The 18,467-nt window shown below is 69.9% G+C and carries 19 protein-coding genes; 7 read left to right on the top strand and 12 right to left on the bottom strand.

Annotated features, from left to right (window positions below):
• Positions 1-21 precede the first annotated feature (21 nt).
• The 6 genes from AC6LKG_RS21105 to AC6LKG_RS21080 form a co-directional block, all read right to left on the bottom strand.
• Positions 22-1,194 (bottom strand): RhtX/FptX family siderophore transporter, encoded by a 1,173-nt coding sequence (locus AC6LKG_RS21105; RefSeq protein ID WP_498167781.1) that lies wholly within the window; start codon positions 1,192-1,194, stop codon positions 22-24.
• 44 nt (positions 1,195-1,238) lie between these two features.
• A complete protein-coding gene (locus AC6LKG_RS21100) occupies positions 1,239-1,646 on the bottom strand; it encodes a cupin domain-containing protein (protein WP_498167741.1) in 408 nt (135 codons plus the stop codon).
• A 60-nt stretch (positions 1,647-1,706) separates the two neighbouring features.
• Positions 1,707-3,839 carry a TonB-dependent siderophore receptor gene (locus AC6LKG_RS21095; RefSeq protein ID WP_498167738.1) on the bottom strand — a complete coding sequence of 711 codons (2,133 nt, stop codon included), beginning with the start codon at positions 3,837-3,839 and terminating at the stop codon, positions 1,707-1,709.
• 179 nt (positions 3,840-4,018) lie between these two features.
• Positions 4,019-6,163 carry a TonB-dependent siderophore receptor gene (locus AC6LKG_RS21090; RefSeq protein WP_498167735.1) on the bottom strand — a complete coding sequence of 715 codons (2,145 nt, stop codon included), beginning with the start codon at positions 6,161-6,163 and terminating at the stop codon, positions 4,019-4,021.
• Between the two features lie 94 nt (positions 6,164-6,257).
• The gene (locus tag AC6LKG_RS21085; protein WP_498167733.1) at positions 6,258-7,136 is read right to left on the bottom strand and encodes a helix-turn-helix transcriptional regulator; all 879 of its coding nucleotides are present in this window, start codon (positions 7,134-7,136) and stop codon (positions 6,258-6,260) included.
• Between the two features lie 66 nt (positions 7,137-7,202).
• On the bottom strand, positions 7,203-8,168 hold the full coding sequence (locus AC6LKG_RS21080) for a GlxA family transcriptional regulator (RefSeq protein ID WP_498167730.1): 966 nt from the start codon (positions 8,166-8,168) through the stop codon (positions 7,203-7,205).
• A gap of 101 nt (positions 8,169-8,269) precedes the next feature.
• Here AC6LKG_RS21080 and AC6LKG_RS21075 point away from each other — a divergent pair, with 101 nt between their 5' ends.
• Complete coding sequence (locus AC6LKG_RS21075; RefSeq protein ID WP_498167727.1) at positions 8,270-9,496, top strand: MFS transporter; 1,227 nt, start codon at positions 8,270-8,272, stop codon at positions 9,494-9,496.
• Between the two features lie 97 nt (positions 9,497-9,593).
• On the opposite strand, the gene AC6LKG_RS21070 is transcribed toward AC6LKG_RS21075, so the two are convergent.
• The 6 genes from AC6LKG_RS21070 to AC6LKG_RS21045 form a co-directional block, all read right to left on the bottom strand.
• Positions 9,594-9,926 (bottom strand): hypothetical protein, encoded by a 333-nt coding sequence (locus AC6LKG_RS21070; RefSeq protein WP_498167724.1) that lies wholly within the window; start codon positions 9,924-9,926, stop codon positions 9,594-9,596.
• A gap of 145 nt (positions 9,927-10,071) precedes the next feature.
• Positions 10,072-10,296, bottom strand: a complete 225-nt coding sequence (locus AC6LKG_RS21065; RefSeq protein ID WP_049073045.1) for a DUF3820 family protein — start codon at positions 10,294-10,296, stop codon at positions 10,072-10,074.
• Positions 10,297-10,302: 6 nt separating this feature from the next.
• Positions 10,303-10,848, bottom strand: coding sequence for a cysteine hydrolase family protein (locus tag AC6LKG_RS21060; RefSeq protein ID WP_498167722.1), 546 nt, complete (start codon positions 10,846-10,848; stop codon positions 10,303-10,305).
• An 18-nt stretch (positions 10,849-10,866) separates the two neighbouring features.
• Positions 10,867-11,514, bottom strand: coding sequence for a glutathione S-transferase family protein (locus AC6LKG_RS21055; RefSeq protein ID WP_498167779.1), 648 nt, complete (start codon positions 11,512-11,514; stop codon positions 10,867-10,869).
• A gap of 22 nt (positions 11,515-11,536) precedes the next feature.
• Entirely contained in the window at positions 11,537-12,010 is a 474-nt protein-coding gene (locus tag AC6LKG_RS21050) for an OsmC family protein (RefSeq protein WP_498167720.1), read from the bottom strand.
• Between the two features lie 103 nt (positions 12,011-12,113).
• Entirely contained in the window at positions 12,114-12,863 is a 750-nt protein-coding gene (locus tag AC6LKG_RS21045; protein ID WP_498167718.1) for an IclR family transcriptional regulator, read from the bottom strand.
• A gap of 83 nt (positions 12,864-12,946) precedes the next feature.
• Between AC6LKG_RS21045 and AC6LKG_RS21040 the strand changes: the two genes are divergently transcribed.
• The 6 genes from AC6LKG_RS21040 to AC6LKG_RS21015 form a co-directional block, all read left to right on the top strand.
• Entirely contained in the window at positions 12,947-13,915 is a 969-nt protein-coding gene (locus AC6LKG_RS21040; RefSeq protein ID WP_498167715.1) for a Bug family tripartite tricarboxylate transporter substrate binding protein, read from the top strand.
• Between the two features lie 7 nt (positions 13,916-13,922).
• The gene (locus tag AC6LKG_RS21035) at positions 13,923-14,789 is read left to right on the top strand and encodes an amidohydrolase family protein (RefSeq protein WP_498167713.1); all 867 of its coding nucleotides are present in this window, start codon (positions 13,923-13,925) and stop codon (positions 14,787-14,789) included.
• Between the two features lie 26 nt (positions 14,790-14,815).
• Positions 14,816-15,811 (top strand): Bug family tripartite tricarboxylate transporter substrate binding protein, encoded by a 996-nt coding sequence (locus AC6LKG_RS21030; protein WP_498167711.1) that lies wholly within the window; start codon positions 14,816-14,818, stop codon positions 15,809-15,811.
• Between the two features lie 38 nt (positions 15,812-15,849).
• Positions 15,850-16,533, top strand: coding sequence for an RraA family protein (locus AC6LKG_RS21025; protein WP_498167709.1), 684 nt, complete (start codon positions 15,850-15,852; stop codon positions 16,531-16,533).
• Positions 16,530-17,477 carry an NAD(P)-dependent oxidoreductase gene (locus AC6LKG_RS21020; RefSeq protein WP_498167707.1) on the top strand — a complete coding sequence of 316 codons (948 nt, stop codon included), beginning with the start codon at positions 16,530-16,532 and terminating at the stop codon, positions 17,475-17,477. The genes AC6LKG_RS21025 and AC6LKG_RS21020 overlap by 4 nt, the downstream gene beginning before the upstream one ends.
• A gap of 11 nt (positions 17,478-17,488) precedes the next feature.
• A partial coding sequence (locus AC6LKG_RS21015) for a cyclase family protein (RefSeq protein ID WP_498167705.1) occupies positions 17,489-18,467 on the top strand: 979 nt, incomplete at its 3' end.

Below are 18,467 nucleotides of genomic sequence, written 5' to 3'. Positions count from 1 at the left end.
GCAACCGCCCGAAACGCCATGTCACCCGGGGCGGCGCAGCGCCAGGGCCACGAAAACCAGCGCGACCACCGCCGCCAGCAGCCCGCCGCCGAAACCGGCGGCATAGCCCAGCCGCGCCGCCAGCGCCGTGATCAGCGACGAGGTCAGGATTTCGCCCAGGTCGCGCGCGCTCTGCACCGCCGTCATGTCCGTTCCGGCCTGCGTGCCTCGGGCGGCAAAGCGCATCGCCAGCGTCATCAGCGCCACCGAGGCCGCGCCGGCGCCGAACGACCCCAGCGCCTGGGCCAGATAGGCCATCGGCGCGGGCTGCGCGGCCCAGCCTTGCGCCTGCGCCAGCCAGGCCGCCGCGGCGGCGCCCGAGGCCGCCAGCCCCATGGCCAGCGCGCCGCGCGCCCCCAGGCGCCCGACCAGCCAGGCGCCGCCGCCGCAGCCCAACAGCACCGTCACCACACCACCGGCCATGCCCAGCCGCCCCACCGCGTCCACCGGCCAGCCCGCATCGACCAGGAACAGCTTGGACAGCCCATAGCCCGCCACCGCCGTCATGGCTGACAGGAACGCCGCCAGCACCAGCGCCCAGGCGCCGGGCCGGCGCGCGAAGCCGGCCAGCGTGGCGCATCGCGGCGCGGCGGCGGGCGCGGGCAAGGCGGTTTCACGCCACCCCAGCGCCATCAGCAGGCTGAACGCCACCACCACGGCCAGCAGCGCCAGCGCCCCGCCCTGCCCCAGCCGCCCCGCCAGCACCAGGCAGCCCGGCCCGCCGGCGAAGAAGCCGACCATGGTGCCGCCGACCTGCACGGCGTTGGCGCGCGCCAGGGCCTGGCCCTCGAAACGCTCGGCGGTCAGGCCGTCGGTGGCGATGTCCTGCGTGGCGCTGGCGAGCGAGGCCAGGGCCATCAGGCCCACCACCCAGGGCGCGCTGGCGGCGGCGATGCCGGTCACGGCCACCGCCGCCAGGCAGGCCAGCACCACGGCCTGCATCGGCAGGATCCAGCTGCGGCGCCGGCCGAGCGTGGCGCGCCAGCGGTTGTCGACCAGCGGCGCCCACAGGAACTTCAGCACCCAGGGCAGCCCCACCAGCGGCAGCCAGGCCAGCGCATGCAGGGGCGCGCCATCGCGCCGCAGCAGCGTGGGCAGCGCCTCCATGGCCACGCCCAGCGGAATGCCCTGGGAAAAATACAGCGCGCCGATCATGACGAACAGGCGCGCATTGGCGATAGGCTTCACGTCGATTTCCTTCAAGCTTGCGAGGCCGCGCCGGCGCGGCGGTGTTCACTGCCATGCCCGGGCGTGACGAACAGGATGCGGGCCGGACAGGCCACGTGCAGCCGGTGCCACACGCCGCGCGGCACCACCGCGCTGCGCCGCGCGTCCAGGAGCACGTCGGTTTCGGCGCCGGTCGCGTCCATCAGCGTCAGCACCACGCGGCCCTCCAGCACACAGAGCATTTCCTCGCCCGCGGGATGGCGTTCCCAGACGTCGCCATGCACGTCGGCGTCGCAGGCCGCGGCCTTGACGCCGACCAGCCAGCCCTCCTGCGGCGCCAGGCGGCGCAGCTTGCCGATATCGCGCATGGCGCCGTCGGCGCCGAGCGCCACGAAATGATCGAGCCAGTCGAACACTGGCGGGGGGATGAGCGTGGCCAATCCGTTTACTCCTTCGAATGATGGCCGGACGGCGCGCGCCGCCCGTGTGAGGCGCGCCGTTCAATACTCGGCGCGCAGGGTCAGCATGAGGTTGCGCGGCTCGCCGTAGCGGTTGTTCCAGGCCGTGCCCGACAAGCTCTGGTAATAGCCGCGGTCGAACACGTTGTTGACGTTCAGCGCGGCGGTCAGGTGCTTGTCGACGCGGTAGGCTAGGCGCAGGTCCACCAGCGCGTAGCCGCCCTGGCGCAGCGTGACCGGGCCCGACACGGTCGAGTAGCCGGACTGCACCTGCAGGCCGCCGCCCACGCTCAGGCGCCGCTGCATCGTCGGCAGCGCATAGTTCGTCCACAGCCGGAAGATGTGCTTGGGCGTGAAGCTGGCGAACGGCTGGCCGCCCGCCTGCGTGTCGGTCAGGTACTTGCTGGTGTTGAAGGTGTAGCCCGCGGCCACCGTCCAGTACGGCGTGATGTTGCCGCTGGCCTCGGCCTCGAAGCCGCGGCTGCGCACCTCGCCGCCAGCCACGTAGTAGCAGTTCTGACCGACGCAGGGCCAGGCGGGATCCTGCTGCGCGCGATTCTTCTGGCGGATCTGGAACACGGCCAGCGATACGTTCAGCGCGCCGTCCATCAGTTCGCCCTTGATGCCGGCCTCGTAGTTGGTGCCGGTGACCGGGTCCAACCCCTGGCCGTCGCGCGTCAGCTGGGTCTGCGGCTGGAACACCTCGGCATAGCTGCCGTACAGCGACCATTGGCGGTCCAGGTCGACGATCAGCCCGCCGTAGGGCGTGAATTCGGGATCGATGCGCTGGCGCGAAGCGGGCGCGTCCTGGTTCCACCAGCTCATGCGTCCGCCCAGCACCAGCGTCAGCGGGTCGGCCAGCGAGAAGCGGCCCATGCCGTAGACGCCCTGCTGGCGCGCGCGCGTCTCGCCCGGCGAGGTATAGGGTCCCACGCCCGGCTCCGGCACGCTGCGCGGGTCCCAGTCGAACACGTTGACCGGCACGCGCAGCGCCGGCGTCAACTGGCCGGTGTACTGCTCGGTCGTGGTGCGCTGGGCGTTGCCGCCGAACAGCAGTTCGTGGCGGCGGCCGAACAGTTGCACCGGGCCGTTGACGTACGCGTCGACGCTGGCCTGGGTGTTGTCGAACTTGTAGGCGCCGCCCATCAGCGCCGAGCCCAGGCCGGTCTGGCGGTCGATCGCGCCATAGGCGCCGGCGTACTTCAGGTTGCTGTCGGCGGTGAGATAGTTGGCGCTGACCTTGGCACTCCAGCCCTGGCCGAAGTGGTGTTCCAGGTCGGCGAACACGCGCGTCGTGTTCCAGTTGAAGCGGTCCCAGGCCGCGTCCAGGTAGGTCGAGCGCTTCAGCCCGATATCGCCGCCGTCCTTGTAGCGCGGCACGCCCGCCATGTTGGTGGTGGAGCGGATGCGCTGGTACTGCAGGCCGGCGGACAGCACCGTGTCCGGGCCTAGATCGACCTCGCCGATGCCGTAGAACAACGCCGACTTCTGGTCGGCGACGTCGTAGAAATACCCCCGGTCTTCAAAGGCCGTGACGAGGCGGCCGCGCACGCTGCCGCTGGCATTGAGCGGGCCGCCCAGGTCGGCCTCGGCGCGGTAGCGGTCCCAACTGCCGGCGCTGACCGCGCCGTTGAACACGAACTCGCGCTGTGGGCGCTTACGCACCAGGTTGACAGTGGCCGCCGGGTTGCCGGCGCCGTGCAGCAGGCCATTGGCGCCGCGCAGGATCTCGACGCGCTCGTACACCGCCATGTCCTGGGGCGACGCGGCCTGGTTGCCCATCAGCACCGGCACGCCGTCCTGTTCGTACGAATCGACCTGGAAGCCGCGGGCGTAGTAGGCGGTGGTCAGTTGCTGGTAGGGCCGCACCGTGATGCCAGTGGCGTGCCGCATCACCTCGTCCAGGCTCTGCAGGTTCTGCTGCCGCATCTGTTCCTGGCCGATCACCGTGATCGATTGCGGCGTCTCGCGCACCGTCAAAGACAGCTTGCCCATGGTGGGCGTCGGCGCGGTCGCGGCGGATTCGCCGCTGACCGTCACCGCCGGCAGCGTTGCCGCATCGCCCGCCTGCTGGGCCAGCGCTGGCCCGGCCGCCGTCAACGCCAGCCACACCGGCCAATGGCGCGCCGCGCCCTTGCGCGGCCGTGCCGCCTTGTTCCTGAACCTTGATCGCACCGCCGTTCCTCTTTCCTGGTTACTGAGAATTATTCTCAAACCATTCTAGAGAGCGGCGCGGCGCGCCACTGGCGATTGCGGAAGTCTCGCTGGCGATTGCGGAAGTTTTTTACCGGGCGGGCCGAGGCGGCCGGGACGCGCCAAGCGATGCGCGCGGCCGCCTCAGCCGATGACGACGGTCAATACTCCGCGCGCACCGTCAGCATGAAATTGCGCGGCTCGCCGTAGTAGTTGGTCCAGCTGGCATCGTTCAGGCGCTGGTAGTAGACGCGGTCGAACAGGTTGTTGGCGTTGAGCGCCACCGTGACGTGCTTGTCGACGCGGTAGGCCACGCGCATGTCGGCCAGCGCGTAGCCGCCCTGGCGCAGCGTGATGGGTCCGGCCACGTTGTAGAAGCCCGATTGCACCTGCACGCCCCCGCCCACGCTCAGGCGCCGCTCCAGCGCCGGCAGGGCGTACTCGGTCCACAGGCGGAAGATGTGCCTGGGCGTGAAGCTGGCGAGGGCCAGGCCCGCCGAGCGGGTGTCAGTCAGGTAGCGGGTGGTATTGAACGTATAGCCGGCCGTCAGGTTCCAATAGGGCGTGATGTTGCCCGCGGCCTCGATTTCGAATCCCCGGCTGCGCACTTTGCCGCCCGGGATCGAAGGGCAATTCCGGCCCCGGCAAGGCACCGGCGAAGGCGCGACCTGGGCCCGATCCTTCTGGTCGATCTGGAACAGCGCGAGCGACACGTTCAACGCCTCCGCCAGTTCGCCCTTGACGCCAACCTCGTAGTTGGTACCCGTCATCGGGTCGAGCATCTTGCCATCGCGGTCCTTGTCGCTCTGCGGCTTGAACACTTGCGCATAGCTGCCATAAAGCGACCATTGGCGATTCAGGTCGACGATCAGCCCGCCGTAGGGCGTGAATTTCGCATTGACGCGCTTTTCGGCGGTCGGCGACGCCAGGCGGCTCCAGTCGAAGCGACCACCCAGCACCAGGGTCACGGGATCGGCGAGCGAGAAACGGCCCATGCCGTAGACGCCCTGCTCGCGCTCGGGATTCCTGCCATCGGACTTGTAGGGGCCGACGTCATAGCTCGGCACGTCATGGGGGTTCCAGTTGAACACATCGATGGGCGTGCCATGGACGGTCCCGAGCGCGACCGCGTTGGAGTTCTCCCAGGTGGTGCGCAGTGAATTGGCCCCGACCAGCAGTTCGTGGCGCCGGCCGAACAATTCGATCGGCCCGCCGACATAGGCGTCGAAACTGGTCTGGCTGTTGTCGTAGCGGATGCCCTGGCCGTACAGCGTCGTACCGGTGCCCGTCTTCGGGTCAACGCCGCCCATGCCGGTGAGGTACTTCATTTCGGAATCGGACTTCAGATGATTGAAGCTGAGCTTCGCGGTCCAGCCCGGGCCGAAGCGGTGTTCCAGGTCGGCGAACACGCGCGTGGTGTTCCAGTTGGAATGGCTGTCGATGGATTCCAGGTTGGTCGAGCGCTTCAGGCCGAGCGGACTGCCGTCCTTGTAGCGCGGCACGCCGCCCATGCTGGGCGGCGGATTGGAACGCACCCGCTGATATTGCAGTCCGGCCGACAGGACTGTGCCCGGACCCAGGTCGACCTCGCCGACGCCGTAGAAAAGACCGGTCTTCTGGTTTGCCGCCTGATAGAAGAAACCACGATCCTCCAGCACGCCGACGACACGACCACGCACGCTGCCACTGTCGTTGAGCGGACCGCCGAGGTCCGCCATGGCGCGATAGCGATCCCAGCTGCCTGCGCTGAGTTCGCCAGCGAAAGTGGTCTCGCGTTGCGGGCGCTTGCGCACCAGGTTGATGGTAGCCGCCGGATTGCCTGCGCCGTGCAGCAGGCCATTGGCGCCGCGCAGAATTTCGACGCGCTCGAACACCGCCACGTCTTCGGGCGTAGCGGCGACATTGCCCATCATGGTCGGCACGCCGTCCTGCTCGAAAGAGTCGATCTTGAAACCGCGGGAGTAGTACGCCGTGGTCAGGCGAGTGTGCGGCTGCACCGTGATGCCCGTGGCGTGCCGCATGACGTCGTCCAGGGTTTGCAGGTTCTGCTGGCGCATCTGCTCCGGCCCGATCACGGAGATCGATTGCGGCGTCTCGCGCACGCTCAAGGGCAGCTTGCCCAATGTCGGCTGTTGCGTGGCGCCGGCTTCGCGCTCGCCGCTGACGGTGACTGCCGGCAGTGTGGCCGCGTCCTTGGCATCCTTGATGTCGTCGGCCAGCGCCGGCCCCGCCGCCACCGCCAGCCAGAGCGGCCAATGGCGCGCCGCCCGCGCGCGCCGCGCCTTGTTCCTGGACATTGAACGCATGGGTACTTCTCCTTCTTTGATACTGAGAATTATTCTCATACAATTTGAAGAAGAATCCGCAGCGCGTAGGCGTTTGTAAGACTCTTTGCTATGTTCAGCGACCGGGAACCAACGCGCTGGGCAGCACCCCGTAGCGCCGCTGGAAGGCCTTGGTGAAGTGCGAATCGGTATAGCCGCAGGCATAGGCGGCCTGCGACACGCTCATCTCGCCGGCGGCGAGCAGCGCGTGCGCCTGGGCCATGCGCTGCTCGCGCACGAAGGCGTAGACACTGCATCCGAACACGCGGCGAAAGCCCGTGGTGAGCTTGTTGACGTTGACGCCGGCGCGGCGCGCCAGCTCGGGCAAGGTGGGGGGACGCTGAAGATCGGCCAGCAGCAGGTCGCGCGCGTGATGCAGGCGTTCGGTATCGGCGCGCGGCAGGCCGGGCGACGGCGGCGCGGCCTGTGCCGGCTGCAGGGCGCCCAGCGCCAGCGCGGTCAGTTCGAGGGCCTTGGCGGACAGGTACATGCGCTTGAACGCGCCCTGCATCGGGCAGGCCAGCATCTGCCGGCCCAGGGCCTGCAGCGGCGGCGCCAGCCGCAGGTTGGCCTCGGCGTAGGAATCATCGTGGCACGGCGCGCGCAGCAGGCGGACGATGTCGGCGGGTTCCAGCGACAGGGAGTCGCGCAGGTGGTCCAGCGAGGTGCGCAGCGAGACAAAGCGCAGCGACCGGCGCGCGCCGAACTCGTGCTCCATGCGCAGCGGGTCGCGGCACAGGCTCAGGTGCAGCAGCGGTCCACTGACTTGCGCGGTCGGCGCGCCCGGCACGCGGTAGCGCAGTCCCCCTTCCAGCACCAGCACCAGCTTCAGGCCCGGCGTCAGGTCTTCCAGCACCCGCTCGCCGCGCTCGAAGCGCAACGTGCCGCCGGCCAGCGACATGGAGGGCGTGGCGGCCGGAACGGCCCAGTCGAGTTCAGGATGCGAAGCGGTCACGGTGGCGGACCCGGGCGGGATCCGACGCTTTATTGAGAGTGACTATTATTACCGCTTTCGCCCGTTTCATGCCAACGCGGCATTGCGCGCCGCGCGCCGCAGCGCCTGTGGCGGCTGGCCGTAGACCCGCAGGAAGGCGCGCCGCATGCGTTCGCTGTCGGTGAAGCCGACCCGCCGGGCGACGCTGTCGATACTGCCATCGCCCTGCTCGATCTGCGTGCGCGCGGTCTCGGCGCGAATGCGCTCGACCGCCTTGGCGGGCGTTTCGCCGGTCTCGGCCTTGAAGCTGCGCAGGAACTGGCGCGGGCTGACGCAGGCGACCCCGGCCAGTTGTTCCACCGTCAGCGCCGTGCCCAGGTTGCCGCGGATATGCTCCAGCACGGCGCGCATGCGTTCGCTGTCGGGCGCCAGGTCCTGCAGGGCCGAGAACTGTGACTGGCCGCCCGAACGCCGGTGGTAGACCACCATTTCGCGCGCGGTCTCGGCCGCCACGTCCACCCCCAGGTCGGCCTCGACCATGGCCAGCGCCAGGTCGATGCCGGCGGTGATGCCGGCCGACGTCCAGGTGTCGCCATCGCGCACATGGATGCGGTCGGGCTCGACCCGGACCGTGGGATGGTTGCGCGCCAGCGCCGCGGCATGGCGCCAATGGGTGGTGGCGCGTAGCCCATCGAGCAGGCCGGCGGCGGCCAGCACCAGCGCGCCGGTGCACACGCTGGCCAGCCGCCGGCCCTGTTGGCGCTGGGCCAGCAGGCGGGCGCGCAAGGCGGCGGTGACGGCGGTTTCGCGCGCGCCCTCGCCGCCCGGCACCACCAGGGTATCAGCCGGTGTACCGCGCCACGGTCGCGTCCGCACGCCAATGCCGCAGGAACTGCGCACTTCGCCGCCATGCTCGGACACGACGTGGACCCGGTATGCCGGGCCAGCCGCCGTCCGCGCGAAACGGCCGGCGGTCTGGAACACGGCCGCGGGGCCGGACATGTCCAGCAGCTGGAAATCGGGCACCAGCAGGAAGGCGACGTGGTGGGTCATGACAGATTGGCGTTTTTTGAGGGAATTATGTCATCCACGCCAAAGTGTGCGTCGATACAGTGGGGCCTGTCAAACCCAACCTGTCCGCCCCTTCCTTTCCCATGCCCTCCTCGCCCTCGCCCGCCACGGGCCGCCGCAACGCCCGCATCCTGGCCGTGTGCCAGGGCCTGTTCATCGCGGCCATCTCCATCGACCTGACCCTGACCGCGCTGACCGGCCACATGCTGGCGCCCGACAAGGCGCTGTCGACGCTGCCGTTCGCGCTGATCACCGTGGCCGGCGCGGTCGTGACCTGGTTCGCTTCGCTGCTGATGCAGCGCATCGGCCGCCGCAACGGCTTCGCGCTGGGCGCCCTGGCCGGCGCGGCGGGCGGCGGCATCTCGGTGTGGGCGGTGTTCCATGCCGATTTCTGGGCGTTCTGCGCGGGCACCGCGCTGGTCGGCGTGTTCCAGGCATTCGCGCAGTACTACCGGCTGGCGGCGGCGGACGCGGTGGAGCCGGCCGCCAAGAGCCGCGCGATTTCGGTGGTGATGACCGGCGGCGTCATCGCCGCGATCGCCGGGCCGGCGCTGGCGGCCTGGAGCCGCGACCTGTTCGCGCCGGTGACGTTTGCCGGCGCCTACCTGATGGTGGCGCTGCTGGCGCTGTTGTCCGCCGCCCTGCTGTTCGGTTTCTATCGCGATACCGAAACGTCCGTGGCCGCGGACGAGGCGCAGGCCGGGCTGCCGCCGCGGCCGCTGCGCGCTGTGGCGCGCCAGCCGGTGTTCATCGCCGCGTTGGCCAACAACGTGGTGGGATCGGTGTCGATGATGTTCATCATGACGGCCGCGCCGCTGGCGGCGGTGGCGTGCAGTCACAGCATCGGCGACGGCGCCAACATCATGCAGTGGCATCTGGTCGGCATGTACGCGCCGGCTTTTTTCGCGGGCGCGCTGATCCAGCGCTTCGGCCTGGCCAAGGTGTTGGGCGCGGGCATGCTGCTGAACGTGGCCTGCGCGCTGATCGCGATGGCCTCGCCGTCGCTGCCGGCGTTCTACGCGGCGCTGTTCTGCCTGGGAGTGGGATGGAATTTCATGTTCGTCGGCGGCACCACGCTGCTGGCGCAGTCGTACCGCCCGTCCGAGCGGGCCCGCGCCCAGGGCGCGGCCGAAATGCTGCGCTATGCCGCCACCGCGGTGGCGACGCTGGCCGCCGGGCCGGCCCTGGACGCGTTTGGCTGGGAGGCGCTGAATGCCGCCATGCTGCCGGTGGTGCTGGCCGCCGGCCTGATGACCTGGCACTGGGCGCGCGGTTCGGCCAGGACCGCCACGGCGGCCGGTCCGGCCTGACCAGGTCCTGCCTGAAGCGGGTTGGCCCGACCGAACCCGACCTGAAGCGGGCCGACCTGAAGCGGCCCTGCCGGACCAAGCCCGGCGGGCGCGGCGCTTATTGCTGCCGGCGGCGCTGCTCCAGTTCGCGCAGGCACTGGGCGACCCCGGCCTGCATCTGGGCGTTGGAGACGGCGGCGCGGTCGGATACCTCGCGGCAGCGCACGTACTCGGCCTGGCTCTCGGGCGTGTCGCGGATCACGGCCGGCGCCGAGTTCGGGTCGGGCGTGACGGTCATGCGCAAGGTGGACGGCGGCGACAGGCTGCCGTCCTTGGAGCGCTGGCTGGGGTACTGGAATTCCTGCGTGACCGGCGCCGCGTTCTGCGCCTGGGCCGCGCCGCCCAGGCAGGCCAGGGCCAGCAGGACGGCGGTGAACGGGAGTTTCTTCATGACGACCTCTCTTTGTTGAACGCGCCCGGGCCAGGTGCTCCGCCCGGTAACGCGCCGGTCTATCGTAGCCCCGCGCACGGCCGCGGGGCGTGCCAAGACGCTACGCCGCCAGCAAGATTTGTTTCTTGCGGTTTCCCCGCGCGGCTCAACGCGCCGCCGACCGCTGGCGCAAGGGCGCCAGCAGGGACGACAGGCCGTTGTGGTCGAGTTCGTGCATCAGCGCCAGCAGGCGCCCCAGTTCGCCCGGAGGAAAGCCCTTGCGCGCGAACCAGGCCAGGTATGGACCGGGCAGGTCGGCGATCAGGCGCCCCTGGTACTTGCCGAAAGGCATGGTGCGCGTCACCAGCAGCTGCAGCAGTTCGGGATCCATGGGCCGCTACCTCGCCTCGCCAAAGCCAATATCGGCCGCCGGCAGGGCGGCAATCTTCACGCCGAAGCTGGAGATCGACGACAGCGTGGCGTTGTGGTGCGCGCGGATCTGCGCGCCCGCCGCGTGCGGCTTGTCGTGGGTGGTGTGGGCGTCGGCCGCCAGCGTCACCGGATAGCCCAGCGCCGCGGCGCGGCGCACGGTGGTATCGACGCAGAACTCGCTGGCATAGCCGCACACCACCAGATGCGTGGCGCCCGCCCGCGACAAGGCATCGTCCAGGCCGGTGCGCAGGAAGGAATCGGGCGTGGTCTTGCGCACCCACACATCGCCATCGGCGGGCCGCAGGCGCGTGTCGAGCTGCCAGCCGGGCTCGCCATGCGCCAGCTTGCCGCCGGGCGCTTCATGCTGCACATAGATCACCGGCGCGCCGGCGGCGCGGGCACGCCCGGCCAGGTCATTGATGCGCGCCAGCACGGCGTCGGCATCGGCCGGCTCGGGCGCGGTTTCGAACAGCGCGCGTTGCACGTCGATCACAATCAGGGCGGAGGTCATGCGGTTCTCGGATAAGGGTCAGAAATCCAGGCGCCCCTTCAATTCGCTGAAAGGCACCATGATGTGCTCGCGGTAGGCCGGACGCTGGCGCAGGCGGTCGTACCAGGCCCGCACGTGCGCCAGGGGCTCGTGGGCGATGTCCAGTTCGTAGTAGCGGTAGAGCGCGGTGGCGGCGGGGATATCGGCCAGCGTCAGGGCCTGCCCGCCCAGATAGGGTTGTGTGGCCAGCACCGCGTCGAGCTGGCGCAGGCAGGCATGGGTGGCGGCCAGGCTGCGCGCGATGGCGGGCAGGTCGCGCCGGGCCTCGGGGGTGCGGTAGTAGCCCCAGAACACGCCCGACAGGAACGCCGGCTGCAACGCCGTCTGGGCCCAGTCCATCCAGCCGTCGGCGCGTGCGCGGCGCGCCGGATCGGCCGGCCAGAAGGCCTCGGCGCCATGGCGCGCGGCCAGGTAACGCAGGATCGCGTGCGACTCCCACACCACCGTGTCGCCATCGCGCAGTAGCGGCACGCGGCCATGCGGGTTCATGCGCAGGAAGTCCGGCGTATCGAGCAGGCCGAACTGGCCGCCGGCGGGAATGTGCTCGTAGGCCAGGCCCAGTTCGCCCGCCAGCCAAAGCACTTTCTGCACGTTGAACGAACTGCGCCGGCCCCAGATCGTCGGCATGGTCATGGCCAGTCCTCCCGTGTCAGCCGGCCACGACGATGCGCGGCTCGCACAGCACCGGGAAGTTCACCGAATTGGCGATGTAGCAGAAATGGTGGGCGCGGGCGTGCAGCGCTTCGGCCAGTCCGGCATCGCCGCCCGCGGCGATGGTGACCTCGGGCCGCAGCGTGACCGAGGCGAAGGCGCCGCCGCGCTCGGGGTCTTCGCGCATGACGCCATGGGCCTCGTCGCGGTAGGCCGTGACGATGATGTTCTCGACCGCGCACAGGTGCAGGTACCAGAGCTTGTGGCAGGCCGACAGCGAGGCCACCAACAGGTCTTCGGGATTCCAGCGCGCCGCGTCGCCGCGGAAGGCGGGATCGGCCGAGCCGGGGATGTCCGGCTTGCCCGGCGACTGGATCAGATGGTCGCGGGCATACGCGGTGTAGCTGGCGGTGCCCTTGCCGGTATTGCCGGTCCAGGTCACGCCGACGTCGTAATGGTGTTCGCCTTTCATTGCGGCATCCTAGGTTTTCGCGCCGGTGGCGCGCAAAGACGGGTAGCGTAGCGCATGCGCCACGCCAGTGGATGGGACGGCGAGGGGGGTTATCGAGACCGCGTCAGGCCCCCTGCCCTTGCCGCGCGCCCATCAGCGATCGCGACAAGCGGCTGGCCGCGGCGAGGATCGGCTCTTTCAATTCATGCAGCACGCTTTCGCTCAGGCGGGAAATCGGCCCCGAAATGCACACCGCCCCCTGCAGCGTCCAATTGATGCCATAGACCGGCGCGGAGATGCTGGAGACCTCGGGATCGCGTTCCCCCAGCGAGACCATGTAGCCGGCGCGGCGCACCGATTCATAGGGCTCGCCCGGTTCGCCGGCAAAGGCGAGCAGCACGCGGCCGGGGCTGCCGAGCTCCAGCGGCAGGGCCGCGCCGACGCGCACGTGATGCCGGATCGACTTGGGGCCTTCGACGCGCGCCATGCAGATGCGCTGCTTGCCCTCGCGCACGTAGAACGTAGCGCTTTCGCCGGTCGCCGCCGACAGTTCGCGCAGGATCGGCTGGACCACCTCGACGATGTTGAAGGTGGCCTGGTAACACGCGCCCAGCCAGCCCGCGGCGCGCGCCAGGCGCCAGGTGCCGTCAGGCCGCTGCGCCAGGTAGTCGTCCATGGCCAGGGTACGCGCCAGCCGCAGCACGGTGGAACGGTGGCAACCGGTGCGCCGGCTCAATTCCGCCAGAGACAGATGCGGATCCTCCACGCCAAAGGCTTCGAGGATGCGCATCGCGCGGCGCACGGCGACCACGCCCTCCTCACCCGCCGTGTCGCCGGAATCCGGGTTCACACTATCGTTCGTCATACGCAACATGTTCCGCTATACGAACTCGTATTGTATTAGATGGAACATCACTCGACAATGCGCCCACCAAAAACAAACATCGGAGACAAAGCATGAAGTCGTTCGCGCGCTTGCTGTCGGGCCTGGCCCTTGTGTGCATGAGCAGCCTGGGCGTCGCCCAGGGATACCCCGATAAACCCATCCGACTGATCGTGCCGTTCCCGCCCGGCGGCGGCACCGACGTGCTGGCCCGCGAAGCGGCAATCAAGGTGGCCGGCAATACGGGCTGGAACATCGTCATCGAAAACCGTCCCGGCTCAGGCGGCAACATCGGCGTGGACGCGGTCGCCAAGTCGGCGCCGGACGGCTACACGCTGGTGCTGGGCCAGACCAGCAACCTGGCGATCAACCCGACCCTGTACGCCAAGCTGCCCTATGACCCGGAGAAGGACCTCACCGCCATCGGCCTGGTGGCCGACGCGCCGCTGGTGATCGTGGTGCCGGCCAACTCGCCCTTCCAGACCTTCGAGGACATGCTCGCCGCGGCCAAGGCCAAGCCGGGATCGCTGAACTTCGCCAGCTCGGGCAACGGCACGGTGGCCCACCTGGCCGCGGTGCAGTTGCAGAACGCGGCGGGCATCCACCTCACGCACATTCCCTACAAGGGCGCGGCGCAGGCGTCCAACGATTTGATCGGCGGGCAGATCGACATGTACCTGTCGTCGGTGCCCACCCTCATCGGCCATGTGCGCAATGGCAAGATGCGGGCGCTGGCGGTGACCTCGGCCCAGCGCGTGCCGGACATGCCCGACGTGCCCACGATCGCCGAGCGCGGCTTCCCCGGCTTCGAGGCCGTGACCTGGTTCGGCCTGGCCGCCCCCGCTGGCACGCCGAAGGACGTCGTGCAGCGCCTGAACGCCGAGTTCAACAAGGCACTCCAGACCCAGGAATTGCGCGTCAAGTACCAGGAGCAAGGCGCGCGCGTCCTTACCGGCACGCCGGAGGCGTTCGCCAAACTGATCCACGACGACCGCATTCGATGGAGCAAGATCGTCAAGGACTCGGGCGCCAAGGTGGAGTGATCCGGTTGTGGTTGCCCAATACGCCTACTCCAGCGGCAACGCCCGACCTGTCACCGCCGCCCCCCCGGGGGCGTGCGACTGCCACATCCACGCCTACGACGCCAGCTATCCGGCGGCAAGGGGCGCAAAGCTGCTGCCGCCGGACGCGACGATGATGCAGTACCGCGCCGTTCAGGCCCGGCTCGGCACCCAGCGCGCGGTACTGGTGACGCCGTCGACCTATGGCGCCGACAACCGTCCCATGCTCGACGCGCTGGCGCAATTGGGCGGGCAGGCGCGCGGCGTGGCGGTGATCGATGGCAGCGAAAGCGACGCGCAACTGCAAGCCTTGCACGGCGCCGGCGTGCGCGGCATCCGGCTCAACCTCTCGCTTGGGGTCACGAGCAACATCGACCAGCTCCTGCCGCTGGCGGCGCGGGTCGCCCCCCTGGGGTGGCACATCCAGTTGCTGATGGCGCCCGAGAGGCTGGCGGAACTGGACAGCCTGCTGTCGGTCCTGCCGGCGCCGATCGTATTCGACCACATGGCCCGCATCAGTCCGGCGCAGGCCGGCGCGCATCCGGCCCACGCCCTGGTGCTGCGCCTGCTCGGCCAGGGCCGCGCCTGGCTCAAGCTGTCGGGCGGCTACCTCGTCAGCCCGCGCCACAGCGTCGAGGATCCCGCGCTGGACGCGCTGGCCCGCGGCTATCTCGACGCCAATCCCGAACGCATCGTCTGGGGCAGCGACTGGCCCCACGCCTCGGCATCGGCCGGCATGCAGCCCATGCCCGACGACGCGCGCCAGCTCGACCGGCTGGCCGACTGGACCGGCAGCGCACGGCTGCGCCAGGTCCTGGTGCACAACCCGGCGGCCCTGTACGGCTTTGCCGCATGACTACCAGAACGACACGGAGACAACCCATGCAGACCTCTTACCCCCTCTCGCGCCGGCGCTTTCTCGCGCTTGGCGCGGCCCTGGCCGCCAGTACCGCCATCAGCGCGCGCGCCGCGCAGGATTGGCCCGCCGGCAAGACCATCACCTGGGTGGTGCCTTATCCGGCCGGCGGCAGCACCGATGTGCTGGGCCGCGCCATCGCGCAGCAACTGGACGCGCTGCTGGCCACGCACGTGATCGTCGACAACCGTCCCGGCGCCACCGGCACCATCGGCGCGGCCCGCGTGGCTCGCGCCGAGCCTGACGGCCTGACACTGCTGGGCACCTCGATCGGACCCCAGGCGATCGCGCCGCACGTGCTCGGCAAGCTGAGCTATGACCCGGTGGCGGACTTCGCGCCCGTCATCCTGGTCGGCACCATTCCCCATCTCCTGGTGGTGGGCAAGGACCAGCCGTTCCGCACGGTCGCAGACCTGATCACGGCCGCGAAAAAGGCGCCGCAAAGCCTGGCGTATGCCTCGGGCGGCACGGGCACGATCCTGCACATGCAGGGCGAACTGCTGCAGCAAAAGAGCGGCGCGCGGTTCCTGCACGTACCCTACAAGGGCGACACGCCCGCGCTGCAGGACACGCTGGCCGGCCAGGTGCAATTCGCCTTCATTCCCGCCGCCGCCGCGCTACCGCATGTACGGACGGGCGCACTGCGCGCGCTCGCCGCCACGTCGGCCCAGCGCCTGCCGGCCTTGCCGCAGGTACCAACGATGGCCGAGGCCGGGTTCAGCGATTTCGTGGTCGAGCAATGGCAGGCCGTGTTCGCCCCGGCCGCCACGCCCGCCCCCGTCATCGCCCGGCTCAACGCCGAGATCGCGCGCGCCTTGAAGAGCCAGGCGCTGGTGACGCTGGCCGAGCAGCTCGGCATCACCCTGGCCGGGGGCACGCCACAGCACCTCGACGCAATCCGCAGGGCGGACTTCGACAAGTGGGGCAAGGTCATCCGCGACGCCGGCATCAAGCCGGCCTGACCTTGCCCCGCGCCTTCCAACCTTCCACAGGAACAATCATGGCAAACCAGGACATCATCAAGGACTTCCCGCGCGTCGGCGCCGATATCGTGAGCCGCGCGGCGGCACTGCAACCGGCCATCCTGGCCGACGTGGCCGGCCGCCGCGGCGCGCTCAGCGGCCGCATCCGCCCGCTGCATCCGGGCATGAAGCTGGCCGGCACGGCGCTGACGGTGGAAGTGCGCCCCGGTGACAACCTCATGATCCACGCCGCGATTTCCCTGGCCAAGCCGGGCGACGTGCTGGTGATCGACGGCAAGGGCGACCTCAGCGCGGCGCTGATGGGCACCATCATGATGAACGCCTGCCGCAAGCTGGGCATCGCCGGCGTGGTGATGGATGGCGCGGCGCGCGACGCCGTGGAGATCATCGAAATGGACTATCCGGTGTTCGCCGCCGGCACCAACCCCAATGGGCCCACCAAGAACGTGCCCGGCCGCATCGGCCACCCCGTGTCGGTGGGCGGCGTGACCGTGCACCCCGGCGACTTCGTCATCGGCGATGCCGACGGTGTGGTCGTGGTCGAGCGCGAGAAAATCGAAGGCTTGCTGCCGGCCGCCGAAAAGAAAGTGCGCGACGAGGCCGCGCGCATCGCCGCGATCCAGGCCGGCGACACCGAAGCCAAGTGGCTGACGGCCGCGCTGCGCGCCGCTGGCGTGCTCAAGGAAGGGGAGTCGCTGTGAACCAGACCGCCACAGGCAAGGCCGCCATCGTCGTGACCGCGGCCGACCTGGCCCCGGAAGCCGTCGCACTGCTGCAGGATTTCAATCTGGTGTTCGCCGGCAAGACGCCCGCCGAAGAAGACATCGTGTCCTTGTGCCGCGCGCACAACCCGGTCGCCATCATCGTGCGCTACAGCAAGGTGGGCGCCGCCGCCATGGACGCCGCGCCCGCGCTGCGCGTGATTTCCAAGCACGGCAGCGGCACCGACACCATCGACAAGACCGCCGCCGTCCAGCGCGGCATCCAGGTCGTGGCCGCCGTGGGCGTGAACGCCGCCGCCGTGGCCGAACATGCCCTGGCGCTGCTGCTGGCCTGCGCCAAATCGGTCGTGGGCCTGGATGCGCGCATGCGCGCCGGACACTGGGACAAGTCGACGCACAAGAGCCTGGAGCTGGACGGCAAGACCATCGGCCTGGTGGGCCTGGGCGCCATCGGCCGGCGCATGGCCGCCATGGCGCACGGCATGAACATGCGCGTGATCGGCTTCGATCCCTACGCGCGCGATCTGCCCGAGTACATCGCCAGCGTGCCGCTGGACGCGATCTGGCGCGAGGCCGACGTGGTGTCGCTACATTGCCCCCTGACCGACGAGAACCGCGGCCTGGTCAACGCGGCGACGCTGGCGCAATGCAAGCCCGGCGTGGTCCTGGTCAACACCGCGCGCGGCGGCCTGGTCGACGAAGACGCGTTGCTGCAGGCGGTGCGCTCGGGCCAGGTGCGCGCCGCCGGCCTGGACAGCTTCGCCGTCGAGCCCATGACGGCCGGCCACCCCTTCCAGCAGGAGCCGCGCATTCTCCTCAGCCCGCACGTCGGCGGGGTGACCAGCGCCGCCTACGTCAACATGGGCGTGGCCGCCGCGCGCAATGCCCTGGACGTGCTGGCCCGCGCGGCCGCCCCCGCCTGAGGAGCCGCGCCATGCCGCAACGATGGAAGCACGCGCCGCCGGACAGCAACTGGGGCGAATTCGGCCCCGACGACCAGCGCGGCCGCATGAACCTGGTGGACCGCGCCAAGGTGCTGCAGGGCATCGCGGAAGTCCGCGAGGGCCTGACGTTCTGCCTGTCGCTGCCGCTGGACGTGCCGGGCGGCATGGCGCTGAACCCGCGGCGCCTGCCGCCGCAACGCTACGCCACGCTGCGCGATGGCAAGAGCGCGGGCGCCCAGGGCTTTTGCTGGTCCTATGCGTCGGAGGATCCGCTGCTCACCGATGTGGTGTGCGACGACGTGCTGCTGATGAATACGCAGTATTCCACGCAGTGGGACAGCCTGGCGCACATGGGCAGCCGGTTCGATGCCGATGGCGACGGGCAGGCCGAGGCGGTGTTCTACAACGGCTTTCGGGCCGGCGCCGAAATCGTGGCGGCCGCGGAGGATCCGCAAGCCGTGGCCGACTGGGCCCGCTTTCCCGGCCCCCGCGCCGGGGCGCTCGGCATCGAGCAACTGGCCGAACATGGGGTGCAGGGCCGCGCCGTGCTGATCGACCTGGAGGCCCATGTCGGCCGCACGCGCACCGCCGTGGGCTACGACGCGCTGATGCGCATCCTGGAGGCCGACGGCGTGGCCATCGAGCCGGGCGACATGGTGTGCCTGCACACCGGCTTCGGCGACACGCTGATGTCGATGAGCCGCCAGCCCGATGTCGCGCACCTGCACGCCACCGGCAGCGGCCTGGACGGCGACGATGCGCGCCTGCTGCGCTGGATCGTCGACGCGCGCCTGGCCTGCCTGATCGCCGACAACCCCGCCGTCGAGCTGGTGCGGCCGGTGGCCCTGGGGGGCGCGGCCACGCCGCTGCGCCGCCCGCGCCTGCCGCTGCACGAGCATTGCCTGTTCAAGAACGGCATCCACCTGGGTGAGCTGTGGTGGCTGACGCCGTTGGCGCGCTGGCTGCGCG

It is taken from the genome of Achromobacter sp. 46006 (genome assembly GCF_059761975.1).
Note: the sequence above shows the minus strand (reverse complement) of the source record. Positions and strands in the feature narration are given on the sequence as shown.